Genomic DNA, 14,686 nt, shown 5'->3' on the forward strand with positions numbered 1-14,686 from the left:
CTCAAGAGCGGCTCTTTTTTATGGCCAAATAAAAAGAGTGAATTAAAATGTCTAGAGTTGAAAGATTATCAGCATTATTTTTGAAGGTTGAAAATTTAGCTTATAGATATTTAGATAGAATGTTTCAGAAAAATACTTTGAATGATTTAGATATATTATGTGATTTTGATTTACTTCAATTTCAGACAGCGTCTATTTTACAAGAAGTAAACAAGAATTATTCTCAATCTATATTTATTTGCAAACTTGATATTTTTCAGGGAAAAAATAAAAAACTGGGTTATTACAAACTCATTCTTGATATGGATTATTAATTTTTGGATGAATTTTTGTCATTTTCGAAAATTTATAATGAAAAATTGAGCAGACAAAAAAGATTGAAAATAAAGAAACACCTAGATCAACTGATCATTGCTAAAATATACGTTATTAGAAATGGAGAAGCTTGATGCAGTTGATGCCATTACCACCGTGCCAGTTACAATGCGGTCATTTTACATTGGATTTATCCCAGCCACAGATTATGGGTATTCTTAATGTAACACCTGACTCATTTAGTGATGGCGGACAGCACCATCAAAAAGATCAGGCGGTTCAACATGCCTTACAAATGATTGAAGATGGGGCAAAGATTATTGATATTGGTGGAGAATCTACACGTCCAAATGCATCACCTGTAGCGCTAGAAGAAGAACTTCGTCGAGTGATTCCTGTGGTTGAAGCATTATCCAATTATGATGTAATTATTTCGATTGATACTAGTCAGCCAGAAGTGATGCGTGCTGCGGTACAAGCAGGTGCGCATATCTGGAACGATGTTCGTGCATTAACACGTCCACAGGCCTTGGAAACTGCTGCCGAGTTGAATATTCCTGTGGTGCTGATGCATATGCGTGGTGAACCGACCAATATGAATCAGTTGGATCAGTATGATGATGTGACTGAAGATGTGATTCAGGAGTTACAACAACGTCTGGATCAGGCCATTGCGGTTGGAGTTAAACCTGAACATATTATTATCGATCCTGGTTTTGGTTTTGCTAAAAATGCACAGCAAAACTTCCAATTATTGAATGAGTTTTGGAAACTTAATCGAATGGGCTATCCAATTTTATCAGGCCTATCACGGAAACGTTTTATCGGTGAAGCCTTAAATGGTGTACCTGCTCAAGAGCGCGCGGTTGGCAGTGTGACTGGGCACCTTTTAAGCATACAGCAGGGTGCGAGTATTGTTCGGGCACATGATGTTAAAGCCACTCGCGATGCGATAAAAGTTTGGAACATGATGCAAATTTAGGCCTCACTGATGCGTCAGTAGGGCCTAATGGCTCTATTGACTTGTTAAATCAGATTAAATATAACAAATGTATAATTAAATTGAGTGATATTAAAAAATGTAAAATAAAACAATAACATATAAAAGTTTATGGGTATTTGCTCTTATTCTGAGTCTCGGTTTTATTGCTTCTGCTGCTGTGATGGGCTATGCTCTTAAACAGTTTAATAGCACCAAAAATTCAATTACAGTCAAAGGATTAGCTGAGAAACCGATTCAAGCAGATGCAGCACGTTGGGAAATCAACTTACAAACCAACCACACTTCAGCGACGATCCCAGAAGCTTATCAATTACTCGATCAACACATGAAGGAACTACAAAGTTTTTTTGTTGAACACGGGTTCAAAGCCGAAAATATGCAATTCGGAAATAAAAGTTCTCAGCCCTATTATGAAGAAGTGAATATGGGGGAAGGGCGGATCAATCGTGAGTTTAAAGGCTATATGGCATTACAATCTTTAGTGATCAATAGTCGTGATATCAAGAAGATTGAACAAGCGGCTAAAGATGCTTATGTCTTGGATGAAAAAGGCATCGCCCTTGAACAGAAACCTGAATATCTCGTTTCGAATTTAGAAGAAATCAAAATGTCCTTGATTGCCAATGCAACCAAGAATGCGTATAGCCGTGCCAATGAGTTTGCTAAAGTTGGTAATGTTCAAGTGGGGATGATGCGTTCAGCTAGTCAAGGTGCATTCTATATTCTGCCTGAAAGTGGTTCGGATGATGATAGTGATTATGGGGGTGCTTATGATAAAGCGACTATTAAGAAAATTGCCCGTGTGGTCGTCACTATTAACTATGCGATTGAGTAAAACTTAATTTAGATCAACAATAAATAATTTTTAGATAGATACATTCGAACACGATGTATCTATCTTTTTTTTCATACAATTCTGCACATATCGACTTTATTTGAAAAGACAAAATAGAATTGGGGAATTGAATAATGCATCAATCAACAAAAATACTTACATTGAGTTTGCTCAGTTGTATGATTATGGCGTGTAGTAATCCAGTCAAACAACAAGCACATGTTGCTGTTGAGACCGGAATGCCAGTGCCTGCACCACTATCTTCTATGAATAGCACGCAGAAGATGATCGCACCAGCATCATACATTGCGGCGATGCCGGCAAACGGAAGATCGCGTTTAGAACAGAATACTGAAAAATACCAAAAGAATGATGTTAATCCTGTTCATCGAGTCGCCGATCAAGCTATTTCAACCTTTAGTATTGATGTAGATACAGGTAGTTATACCAATACACGCCGTTTTTTGAATGATGGACGTTTACCACCTGTTGACGCCGTTCGTGCCGAGGAGATGATTAATTATTTTGATTATCAGTATCCGCAGCCAAATAATGTACATCCATTTTCAGTCAGTACTGAAACTGTTGACTCGCCGTGGAAAGAAAATGCCAAGCTGATCAAAATTGGGATTCAAGCCAAAGATTTAAGCACCAAACAATTGCCGCCTGCCAATTTGGTATTCTTGGTTGATGTTTCAGGCAGTATGGATGCAGCAGATAAACTTCCATTAGTTAAGCAAACTTTGCGTTTACTCACTGAGCAACTTCGAGCTCAGGATAAAGTCACCATCATTACTTATGCGAGCGGCGAAAAATTGGTATTAGAACCGACAGCTGGTAATGAAAAAGATAAGATTCTAGCAGTGATTAATACATTACAAGCAAGTGGTGCAACGGCAGGTGAGCAAGCCATTCAATTGGCCTATAAGCAGGCTGAAAAAGCCTTTGTGAAAAATGGCATTAATCGCATTCTACTAGCGACGGACGGTGATTTTAATGTTGGTATTACTGACTTTAGCACTTTAAAAGGCATGGTCGCTGAGAAACGTAAAAGTGGTATTTCCCTCACAACATTAGGTTTTGGTACTGGAAACTACAATGAACAGCTCATGGAACAATTGGCGGATGCAGGTGATGGCAATTACAGCTATATCGATAATAAAAATGAAGCAAAAAAAGTCGTAGAACGACAGCTTTCATCGACGCTTGCAACGGTTGCTCAGGATGTCAAAATTCAGGTTGAATTTAACCCTGCGACGGTGAAGGAATATCGTTTGGTGGGGTATGAAAATCGGATGCTAAAACAGGAAGATTTTAATAATGATAAAGTCGATGCAGGAGATATTGGGGCAGGGCATAACGTAACAGCAATTTATGAAATCGTTCCAGTTGGACAACAAGGCTGGCTCAATGATTCACGTTATCAGGCATCGAAAAAAACAGATACAACGAAAAAATCTGAATATGCATTTGTAAATTTGCGCTATAAATTGCCAAATCAAGAGAAGAGTATTCTTTTAAATCAAGCTGTAAAAGCTGAAAGTAAGTCCCTTGCTCAGGCCAATAGCGATACTCGTTTTGCCATTGCAGTGGCTTCCTATGCCCAGCAGCTAAAAGGTGGGCAATACAATGCTGCTATGGGGTGGGATCAAATTATTCAGTTAGCCCAGCAATCTGCAAAACCAGATCCTTACCAAATGCGTGAGGAATTTATAGAGCTTGCCAAGATCGCAAAAAGTTTAAGTGCTAAAAAAGACTAAATTATCTTTTTAAAAAGCGGTCGGAAAGATCGCTTTTTTTATGTCTAAATATCGTGATTTGTATGAGATTATGTTATAAGCATGGCGTTTTATTGGCATATTATTTTATTTATGTTTGAAGATCTCCTTCTCCCCATGTTTGATGATGAATATTATCCTGATATTCTCGTTGCCGAAGTTAAACAACAGATTAAACACTTTTCCAAAAAGGTGAGTCGTTCAGGTTTAACTGAAGCAGAAATATATCATTTTGCTCATCATACAATGATCGCAATTAATGAGATGAAACCCCAGTTTGAAGACCTGGATTCAAGTTTGGATGATACGGCTGCAGATTATATTGCTGAAGCTATGATGATGATTGTGCAAGAAGCAGGTTATTTTGAGATTGAAATGGAACAATTGATTGCAAATCGAGAGTGGTAAAATTCACTCTCGATGTTTAGAAATTATAATTATTCCTTATTTGAAATATCAGTCCAAAATTTAGGTAAAGTAATTTGACCTGAAATCCATGCTTCAATTTTAGGTTGTTTAATTTTTTGATAATAAATACTTTCGGTCTGAATCAGTAAGCCTAAAGTATCGCCTTTGTTTAAACGTCCATTAATACTAGGTAATTCAATAGTTTGATTTCCTTTCGATGCTGAATCTTTATTAGAAATAACTTGGTCAAAAGTATGTTTTTTGCTTGGATTTAATGCCGTTGTTTGATCATTTAAAATAGCATATTTACCCGTTTTTCCAGATTTAATGACCATAGAAATAAATAGTGTTGGTTCTACTTTATTGTTTGGCGTTTCGATCTTTAAAGTAAGTTGTGGTGTACCTGTGATATTTGCCAATTCAGTTATTGTATGGATCGGAACGAACACAGCTTGCGAATTCTGAGGTTCAATCCAAGTTTTATTTAACGTGTATTGTGTTTTTGCATCCAAATCTTTGAACTTATAGACCGGACTTTTGTCGACACATAATTCTGGTAAATCAATTGTTGCAGTTTGGTCTTTGAGTTTTTGATCAAACCATCCCATGATCGTGTCTTGTAATTTATATTTTTTTTGATTTCCACAGGTGACAGATTTTCCAATATACCAAAAAGGAGTATCACCTAATGGAGAATGCTGTGCAAATGGTTGTAAATGTCCACCTTGTACGCCGATTAAATGGACTTCATGCTGCGCTTTGTGAATACATTGAGCTGCCTTTACACCTTGGTTAAAAGGAAATAAAACATCTCTAAACCCTTGAATAATGAGAGCATCTGCTTGAGGGGCTTGTGCAGTTTCGCAAAACCAACTTGCTTGATGTGTTTTTAGAAAATCATAAGTTGATTGTTTCAACTGACCTTGTTGGGTATCTTGATAAGCTTGTTTCAGTTGCAGATCAAATTTGTTCCAATTCCACCAATCGCCAATCAAATTTAAGAAACTTAGCCAGTCACCTTTAGGCACACCATTAGGCACAAGACTTTCGACGATGTCATACCAAGTTGTGATAGGTACAATTGCTTGTAAGCGAGGATCTAAAGCGGAAGCAATATATTGCACACCTCCTGCATAAGATTCGCCAATCATGCCCGTACGAACCCCATTTTGGTTTTGTGCGAGTTGTGGCAAATTTTTTTCAGCCCAGTTCATGATGCTGATGACATCTTGAGCTTCTTTTTCAGGATCGGTTAAGCGGATTTTACCCTGACTATTTCCATGACCACGTTGATCATAGCTGATTACCCAATAGCCATTTTTCCACGCTGTTTTGGCTACTTGACCCGTCGGAAGTAAAAAACCATACAAGCTTAATTCTGGTCTTTTCATTCGAGATAAACCAAAACCATGGGTATGTAGCAGCAAAGGAGCTGTTTGTCCTGCTTTTAAATGAGGTTGATACACTGTAAACGCAATGATTGTTCCATCTGATGCGATTGTTTTTGCTTGAAAATAACGTTGTTTTAATTCTGTTGGTTGCGATTGAATTTTTTGAGGTTGAATGGGTGCATTGACACAACCTTGTAATAGCAAAAAAATGCCGAAGCAAAGCCATAAAATATTTGAACGCATAGATTCTTTCATCCTTGAGCAAATCTGTGGGAAATTCTAATTGGATGGTATGTAGTTTACTGTGTGAAACGGATTGAGACTATAAAGGATAGGTCATTTTATTGACCTATCAGTTTGATACTATTTAATTCGATGTGGGCTTGAGCGATAAGCATATAAGAACAATCCCGCACATAAAAAGATTAAGCCTAAAATCAAATGTGAATTAAGCGGCTCATGATTGAAAAATATCCCCCAAAAACTTGCTAATACAGGCGTCATAATCGTAATCAGCATCACTGTCGTTGGGTTAAGTTTTTGAATAAGATTAAAGTAAAAAATCATAGCTAATACTGATGAAAAAACGGCGCTGTAAAGTAAAGCAAGACACACCTGTAAACTTGGTAACTGCACTGGCATTTGAGTCATAAAGAATGGTAGTAAACATAAATACCCGAACCATGAAACAATTGTTGACCCTGTCGTTTGAATAATAGGATGGATCGAAGCACCAATTTTAGCAACGAGAAACATTGAAACTACATAAAGTAGCACAGCAATAATTTCATACAGTACACCAACGAGGTCCATATTAATTTGCTGAGAGCCAACACCGAATGTGAGTGATAGCCCAAAAATGGCAAGCAATAATCCATACCATTGACGCTGAAAAAAATGCTCACGTTTTAAAATAAAAACTGCAATCAGGCCTGACCATAAAGGCGCTGTTCCATAAATAATCGAGATCATTCCAGATGAAACCTTAGTTGCCCCCATATAACAGAAAGCCATTGATCCAAATAAACCAAGAGCGCCAGCGGCATAACTCATCATGGCTTTAAAGTTTAGAATGAGTCTAAGTCGAAAATAAAAAAGACAAATTAGGGCAAGAGGAATGGCGAGAGTGAATCGAATCAATAAGCCCCACGCCCAATGAACCTCATGTACTGTCCAGACAGCCGCCAATGGAGTAAAAGACCAAATCAGCACAACTGCAATAAATTGACCGACTGTAGCTAGGCGAGGGGAGTTGGGTGCTACAGTCGGTTGAATCTGTGTCGTTTGTATAAAGTTCTTTTGTTGAAACTGTGTCATGAAAATGTTCCTGTTTAGTTTGATCGCAATACTGTATTTGAGTGATTAAAAAAATGAAGGCAATAAAAAAGGTCGCGATTGAGGCGACCTTTATTTTTCAAATGATGAGATGTTTAAATGATCATCGGATGAAGCTGTGCAAAGTCCCCTCGCATAAAAATGCAGACGCGTCGCCACATTGCATTGGCGGCAATACAATGTGAGATATCAATAAGACGCATTTTGGAAACTGTGTTGATAAGCATATTAAAAAATTAAAAAAACTTTTCATTTTTATAGCATAAGGTTTGAGCGAAAAGTAGTCGTTATCTGAAAAATAATTTCAATCTAAAATGATGTTAGAATTTTTTTGTTGCTTAAATAAAGAATCTTTTGATAATGATGTGATTCAGTTTTTCAAAGTTGTTTACTCTTGTCTTCTTTAGAAATTATTGCCGTTATTATTAGTGTGCTCGGTGTTGCGCTTACGATAAAACGAAATATGTGGTGTTGGTGGTTTAATTTTTTGGCATTTATTTTATATGCTTACCTTTTTTTCACCTTTAAATTATATGGCGAGACGATTTTACAATTCTTATTTATGCTGATTAATTTCTATGGTTTTTATTATTGGCTGAAAGGTAAACGCCAAGACCATGAGATTCGGATCGAACCAATTGCTGTTAAAACAGTACTGATGCAAATGTGTTTGGCAGCAATAGGTGGATTATTGTTTGGTTTAACGCTTAAACATTTTACCGATGCTGCTGTACCGTTATTAGATGCCCAACTCGCTGCTTTTAGTTTATTGGCAACCTATTGGACGAGTCGTAAACATATTGCAACTTGGGTACTTTGGGTATTTGTCGATATTGTCTATGTAGGTATGTTTATTTATAAAGAATTGTTTTTAACCGCAGGATTGTATGCCGCTTTTGTGTTGTTGGCAGCATATGGTTGGTGGCAATGGGAACAAGTCAAACACAAGCAACTCACTCTTTCTTAAAAATAAGAGCAGTAGAACTGCTCTTATTCACTACGTTGACTTATTTAGTTGCTTGATAATTTTGTATTGCCTGACGACCTAATGCAGGATCATCAGTAAATATACCATCTACGCCAGCCTTGAAGTAAAGTTGCATTTCCTTGATTGAACCTGTCTCACAACGCTCGGCTGCTTTGGACGTATCCTTACTACATTTTAAGCTGTCTGGTAGGAAATTATTTTCAGGGCGGAAGGTATAAGGATGTACTTTTAAATTGACTTTATGGGCATCTGCAATAAAAGAGGTGGTCTGTGTCATTGCGGCATCTTTAAAGACATAGACTTTCCATGGACCTACACCATTGGCATAGGCCGAAACGTCTTTCAGGCCTTGTGCTGTTGCTAGATCTGCATAGGTTTTAGGATTGTTTTGTGCAACATAATCTGCTGGTCTTGCTTCAGGCGAATCATAGAGCTGAATTAATTGTGCATGCTTAACACTCTTGTGTAAATCGAGTTGGTTTTTTAAATATTTGAGATTACTAACTTCAAAAGACTGTAAATAAATTGGCGCAATATCGCGGCTATATTGATATTTGGATAAGGTTTTTAACAAAGTATCTTCCATTGCCAAATTCTGTTTTTGGAAATAGGTCGGGTGTTTGGTTTCTGGATAAAGACCAATAATTTTTCCCGTTTTTTGATAATGCTTTGCAGCTAAATCAATGATTTCATCGAGTGTCGGGATTTCAAATTGATCATTATATTGTGTATTGGCAGCACGATACTGGGGAATACGCTCACGTGCTTTGAGCTGTTTTAGCTCGGCCAAAGTAAAATCTTCAGTAAACCAACCTGTTAAAGTCACGCCATCAATGATTTTGGTTCTTTTACGGTCTGCAAACTGAGGAAGCGTTGCAACATTGGTTGTGCCACTGATCTCATTTTCATGGCGAGCAACCAATATGCCGTCTTTGCTTGATACCAAATCTGGTTCAATAAAATCAGCACCATCATCAATGGCTTTTTGATAGGATGCAAGTGTATGTTCTGGTCGAAGTGCGCTTGCGCCACGATGTCCAATCACTTGCGGTAATTGAAGTTCAGGTTGCGCCGTGCTGTGTTGATCTTTGTTGTCATCATGGCAAGCTGTCATACCGATCAAGCTGACACAGACTAATGCTTTTTTGAACATAATTTAACTCATTAGTTTTTCTTAAAGCATTGATCTTGTCGTTTTAATTTATCAAATGGATGACAATCAGATGATAATTTTATGAAAATAATGAAATTTTTTAACTGAATGTTTGAAATTCAATATCGCATTTCAGGCTTTGATAAAGCGGGGTCTGGAGGGAGATTATGACTTCTGTTTCCAATAAGGCCAATTTACTTCAGGCGTAAAACGATAATCACGATCTAACCAATAAGATTGCGGTGAAGCAGTTTTATTTTTAAGACCCATGATATGCATTAAGTTGTTATCGAGTTCAGCTGTATTGAGTATTTTGTCTTTATTGACACCCGTGATTTGCATATTGTCATGCCACATAATCACAGGAACTTGGTATCCCGCTTTTGTATTCGGGCTGTGACCCGCATAGTCAATCTCATGACCAACTTCATTTCCATGATCTGAAACGACCATAAAAGATCTAAAATTAGAATTATTATCAGTCTTTAGATCATCTAAAAATCTGGCAAGCAACGAGTCTTCATATAATACTGCATTATCATAATCATTGCGTAGTGAACGAACCCAAGGATCAATATTGCGATTCTTGAGGTCGAGTTCGACAGGATCATTACTGTCTCCAGTAAATTTATTAAACGCTAATGGGTAACGTTCTTGGTAATTTGGATGTGCACCAATCAAATGAAGAATAATCAGCTTTTTAGGATCTGGATCTGCAAGAGCTTGTTGATAAACGGGAATAAGCTTTTCATCTAATGAATTACTACTTCTTCCTGATCGTGTATTTTTATAAACAGCCGTATCTGCATAAGAACCAAATAATGAAGATAAATAACTATCATCTTGATTGCTTAACCAATAAATTTTATAGCCCGCTGCTCGAGCGTAAGCTAAAACACTTTCTGAAGAATATTGATCATGTGCAGATGCAGGACTTTCAGTCAATAAAACACGTAGCGCATTAATCGTTGAAGGTGATGGTGAAAATGCATTACAAAAGATTTTTAACTCATCAAGTTTTTTTGCTAATTCCGGAGTCGTCTCGCGTTGATAACCACAAACACTTAAATTTAAACTTGTTAAGCTCTCTGAGAGAACTAATACATGTGTTTGTTTCTCATCCTGTTTTTTTGTTAGAGTTAAATTTTGCTTTGCACTGATGTCCCATTGTCGGTGTACATTTTGATGTTGCTTAATTCTATTTTTAAAATCTTGAAGTTTTGTTTGATAGTCTGACCAAAAAATGATGGGATGAACTTTACGTGATGGCTTCATTAAATAGCTTGTTATTGTTAATAGAACAAGTAAAACGATACAACTACGATAAATTCGACTCTGCCACATTTGATCAAGATGGTGAGCTTTAATCAATTTGAAAGTAGAAATACTGTAAATAATTAGCAAGCAAAGTAGGCTAAAAATCACACTTAAGATTGTGCTTAAGTGTAGTTGTATGAATTCCCACGTTTCCTGCTGACTGGTATTGGCAATTGCTTCAATAATAAAATAGGCTTCATTATCACTATTAAATAAAAACCACGTACTCGAACGTAGTAGTACATCAAGCCAAGTCGAAAACCACCATAAAACAGTAAGTCCATACCAATATTTTTTTTGTGTTTTAATGGCAAGCCAAATTAAAGCTACACCAGGCAAAGAAAGGAATCCCAATCTTAAACCATCAGATAAATTACCAGCAATACTGAGTAACCCCCCAGTAATTAATGCGGGCAATAAAATTAGGAGCAGAATATTAAAATGTTTAAAACTGGCCTTCATATATGCCTAGAAAAATAAGGGAGCAAAGGGGAGCGTGCTACTATCGGTTTAAGTGAGTGGAGTGTCAATCTAAAATTAAGAAGTATTTGATTGGATAGTAAATTAAATTTTTGACCTCATTTGTTTTCGATGAGATATGTTGATGATCAATAAAAAATCCATTATTTCTCCGTAATTTTCGCTTTTTGCAATGATATGTTAATAAGGATGGTGTTTCCTTGAAAGCTCGGTAATGATCATAGATTGAAAGTGCCTCTATTTTCCTATCTTTTTGAAAAAATTGACTGTTTCCACGATGGAATGAGCAGCCATGCTATCTAAATTTTTTATTGAGCGTCCAATTTTCGCAGGTGTGCTTGCCATTATTGTTATGGCATTAGGAATACTCGCAATTCTGAATTTGCCAGTTGAACGTTATCCTGATATTGCTCCACCGAAAATTACAGTATCGACCAACTATAGTGGTGCTGATGCCAAAACAGTTGAACAAAGTGTAACTCAAGTTTTAGAGCAGCAAATCCAAGGTCTCGACCATTTACTGTACTTTAGTTCAACCAGCGATGCAGCTGGTCGTAGCCGTATTACGATTAGTTTTGAAAATGGCACAAATCCCGATACAGCACAGGTTCAAGTACAAAATAAAATTAGTGGTGTGATACGCCGTCTCCCAGATGCGGTACAACGGCAGGGAGTTAATGTCACTAAGTCCTTGGGTGATACCTTTATGGTGATTGGACTGTATGACAGTACAGGGCAAGCAAATAATATTGCGTTGTCTGATTATCTATCTACACATGTCCTTGATAATTTAAATCGGATTGATGGCGTCGGTGAAACAGATGTTTTTGGATCGCAGTATGCAATGCGAATTTGGCTAGATCCAAATAAATTGACTCAATATAATTTAATTCCAAATGATGTCGTTACCGCGATTACCACTCAAAATACACAGGTTGCAGCAGGTGCGATCGGCGATTTGCCTGTTGTTCAAGGTCAATATTTGAATGCAAAAGTAACAGCAGGTTCTCGTTTAAAGACGATTCAAGACTTTGAACAAATTATTGTGAAATCAGATGTATCTGGGAGTTTTGTTCAATTAAAAGATATTGCTCGGATTGAATTAGGGGCAGAAAATTATCAATCTTTTAATACGATCAATGGTTATCCAGCTGCAGGTCTTGGCATTTCTTTATCTTCGGGTGCCAATGCGATTCAAACATCTAAGCTTATTCATCAGACTTTAGATGAACTCTCTAGCAAGCTTCCAACAGGGTATAAGATCGTTTATCCAAGAGATAATACTCCCTTTGTGCAAGAATCTATTAAAGAGGTGATTAAAACACTTGTCGAAGCAATTGGTTTAGTTATTTTAGTCATGTTTCTTTTTCTTCAAAGTTGGCGTGCGACGCTTATTCCAAGTATTACTGTACCGATCGTGATCTTAGGGACTTTTGCTGTACTTGAATTACTTGGATTTAGTATTAATACCTTAACTCTTTTTGCATTGGTGCTTGCGATTGGTTTGTTGGTTGATGATGCAATTGTTGTGGTGGAAAATGTTGAACGGCTTATGCAGGAGCAGTATTTGTCACCCAAACAAGCAGCCGTTGAATCTATGCAAGAAATTAGCGGTGCATTGATTGGAATTACCATGGTGTTAACAGCCGTTTTTATTCCAATGTCATTTTTTTCTGGTTCAATCGGGGTTATCTATCGTCAGTTTTCAATCACTTTAGTTGCTGCGATGGCCTTATCTTTAGTGGTCGCTTTGGTGCTTACACCCGCTTTATGTGCTTTGATTTTAAAGCCAAATCATCAACCTAAGTCATGGGCGATTCGGTTCAATAACGGGATAGACACACTTAAAAATAAGTATTTATCTCTAGTGCAAACTATGCTTCGTTATAAAATCTCTGTATCTGTGATTTTTATTGCATTAATTGCCGTATTTGCTTTGTTCTATAGCAGTCTGCAAAGTAGTTTTTTGCCAAAAGAAGACCAAGGGATATTAAGTGTTCAATTTAAATTAGTGGATAGTGCGCCACTTTCAAAAAGTCAGGAGGTCGGTGAGGCAATTCGTCAGTATTTTCTTCAGAATGAAAAAGCAAATGTCAATTTAGTGCTTATTCGCTATGGACGAAACAATTCTGGTACAGGGCAAAATCTTGGACAAGGCTTTGTTTCATTAAATCATTGGGACAACCGTACTGGGAAGAAAAACTCTGCTGAAGCTATTCGCAAGAGAGCACTTAAATATTTTAGTCAATTTCCTGATGCACAAATTAATGTGACGTTGCCTGCTTCGGTAAATGGATTAGGTGCAACAGATGGAATGGATTTATGGATTCAGGATATCAATGGGCAAGGTGAACAATTCCTTGATCAAAGTTTTAAACAACTGCAACAGTTGGGACAAAAATATTCAAGTTTTGAAAACTTAGATAAACAATCCACTGATAGTAAAGCTACTTTGAATGTGAAGATTGACCATAAGCAAGCGATGGCAAATGGTTTAAATCTAAATGAAATTAATAGTACTTTGTCGACAGCATGGGGTGGGACATATGTGAATGACTTTATTGACCGTGGTCGAATTAAACAAGTTATTTTACAAGGTGATGCACCATTCCGTTCTAAGCCTGAAGACTTATATAGCTGGTCAGTACGCAATAATCAAAATCAAATGGTACCTTTTAGTTCATTTTCAACGACATCATGGGGAGGGACACCAAGCATTGTGCAACGCTATATGGGATACAGTGCTTTGCAATTACAAGCTAATGTTGTCAGTGGTCAATCTTCAGGCCAAGCCATGAAAGATATTGAACAGTTGGTGGGCCAACAAGAAGGCTTAGGTTTGCTATGGACTGGGCTTTCTTATCAAGAGCAGCAATCGACTAATCAAGCAATTTGGCTATATTTAATTTCTATTGCATTTATTTTTCTATGTTTAGCCGCGTTGTATGAAAGTCTGCGTATTCCTATGGCTGTGATGACCGCAATTCCTTTAGGAATTGGCGGTAGTATTATTTTTGCCCATATTTTTGGTTTACCAAATGATGTTTACTTTCAGATCGCTTTACTTACAACAATTGGCTTATCCTGTAAAAATGCAATTTTGATTGTTGAATTTGCAGCAATGGCACAAACACAAGGAAAAAATGCCATTCAAGCAGCACTACAAGGTGCAGGGCTGCGTTTGCGTCCTATTCTAATGACGTCTTTTGCATTTGGCGCGGGAGTCATTCCACTGGTTTTTGCATTTGGAGCAGGGGCTGTAAGCCGTCAGGAAATTGGTATCAGTGTTTTAGGTGGTGTGATATTCGGGACAGTGTTGGTACTGATATTTATTCCATTTATGTTTGTACTTGTTGCTAATATCTTTAAACCTAAAGAAGAAATTGAAATTTTTAAATAAAAATAATGAAAGCCAAGCAATAGAAATGAATTATTCATGGATTCATTTAAGACATGAATTGTTCATTTTTGTTGTGTAAGTTGAGAATATAAAAAAATATTTGTAGTATGGCTCTGCCGTATAAACGGTTTAACTAGGTTTAATGCCCTAAATGGACACGCAGAGTTGTAGTTTAATCCAAATTACACATTTTTATATTCATCAAAATCTGAATGAAGCTTCTTATTCGACAGTAAAATAATTTGCTGCGTTTGACCCTTCATTGCAGATGATTTGTAGTGAA

11 protein-coding genes are annotated in these 14,686 nt (G+C 37.0%); 7 read left to right on the forward strand and 4 right to left on the reverse strand.

The features are described from left to right. Positions 1 to 47: 47 nt before the first annotated feature. The 5 genes from AC0JIQ_RS03975 (at position 48) to AC0JIQ_RS03995 (ending at position 4,339) form a co-directional block, all read left to right on the forward strand. Positions 48 to 314 carry a hypothetical protein gene (locus tag AC0JIQ_RS03975; RefSeq protein ID WP_474202700.1) on the forward strand — a complete coding sequence of 89 codons (267 nt, stop codon included), beginning with the start codon at positions 48 to 50 and terminating at the stop codon, positions 312 to 314. Positions 315 to 448: 134 nt separating this feature from the next. Further along, positions 449 to 1,297 carry a dihydropteroate synthase gene (gene folP / locus AC0JIQ_RS03980; RefSeq protein WP_474202701.1) on the forward strand — a complete coding sequence of 283 codons (849 nt, stop codon included), beginning with the start codon at positions 449 to 451 and terminating at the stop codon, positions 1,295 to 1,297. 112 nt (positions 1,298 to 1,409) lie between these two features. Next, positions 1,410 to 2,153, forward strand: coding sequence for an SIMPL domain-containing protein (locus tag AC0JIQ_RS03985; RefSeq protein WP_474203223.1), 744 nt, complete (start codon positions 1,410 to 1,412; stop codon positions 2,151 to 2,153). A 134-nt stretch (positions 2,154 to 2,287) separates the two neighbouring features. Further along, complete coding sequence (locus tag AC0JIQ_RS03990; RefSeq protein WP_474202702.1) at positions 2,288 to 3,913, forward strand: vWA domain-containing protein; 1,626 nt, start codon at positions 2,288 to 2,290, stop codon at positions 3,911 to 3,913. A gap of 111 nt (positions 3,914 to 4,024) precedes the next feature. Beyond that, the gene (locus AC0JIQ_RS03995) at positions 4,025 to 4,339 is read left to right on the forward strand and encodes a DUF5713 family protein (RefSeq protein ID WP_042862453.1); all 315 of its coding nucleotides are present in this window, start codon (positions 4,025 to 4,027) and stop codon (positions 4,337 to 4,339) included. 29 nt (positions 4,340 to 4,368) lie between these two features. Here AC0JIQ_RS03995 and AC0JIQ_RS04000 read toward each other — a convergent pair whose 3' ends face one another. Beyond that, a complete protein-coding gene (locus AC0JIQ_RS04000; RefSeq protein ID WP_474202703.1) occupies positions 4,369 to 5,973 on the reverse strand; it encodes a CocE/NonD family hydrolase in 1,605 nt (534 codons plus the stop codon). Between the two features lie 120 nt (positions 5,974 to 6,093). Further along, positions 6,094 to 7,047: a DMT family transporter gene (locus AC0JIQ_RS04005; RefSeq protein WP_474202704.1), complete on the reverse strand. Its 954-nt coding sequence runs from the start codon at positions 7,045 to 7,047 to the stop codon at positions 6,094 to 6,096. A 412-nt stretch (positions 7,048 to 7,459) separates the two neighbouring features. Between AC0JIQ_RS04005 and pnuC the strand changes: the two genes are divergently transcribed. Beyond that, positions 7,460 to 8,032, forward strand: a complete 573-nt coding sequence (gene pnuC, locus AC0JIQ_RS04010; RefSeq protein WP_250748073.1) for a nicotinamide riboside transporter PnuC — start codon at positions 7,460 to 7,462, stop codon at positions 8,030 to 8,032. A gap of 40 nt (positions 8,033 to 8,072) precedes the next feature. On the opposite strand, the gene AC0JIQ_RS04015 is transcribed toward pnuC, so the two are convergent. Both AC0JIQ_RS04015 and AC0JIQ_RS04020 read right to left on the reverse strand, forming a co-directional pair. Next, positions 8,073 to 9,206: a glycerophosphodiester phosphodiesterase gene (locus AC0JIQ_RS04015; RefSeq protein ID WP_474202705.1), complete on the reverse strand. Its 1,134-nt coding sequence runs from the start codon at positions 9,204 to 9,206 to the stop codon at positions 8,073 to 8,075. A 165-nt stretch (positions 9,207 to 9,371) separates the two neighbouring features. Further along, entirely contained in the window at positions 9,372 to 10,985 is a 1,614-nt protein-coding gene (locus AC0JIQ_RS04020) for a phosphoethanolamine transferase (protein WP_474202706.1), read from the reverse strand. A gap of 310 nt (positions 10,986 to 11,295) precedes the next feature. Between AC0JIQ_RS04020 and AC0JIQ_RS04025 the strand changes: the two genes are divergently transcribed. Further along, positions 11,296 to 14,403, forward strand: coding sequence for a multidrug efflux RND transporter permease subunit (locus AC0JIQ_RS04025; RefSeq protein WP_474202707.1), 3,108 nt, complete (start codon positions 11,296 to 11,298; stop codon positions 14,401 to 14,403). Positions 14,404 to 14,686 lie beyond the last annotated feature (283 nt).

It is taken from the genome of Acinetobacter sp. FB, from assembly GCF_056033405.1.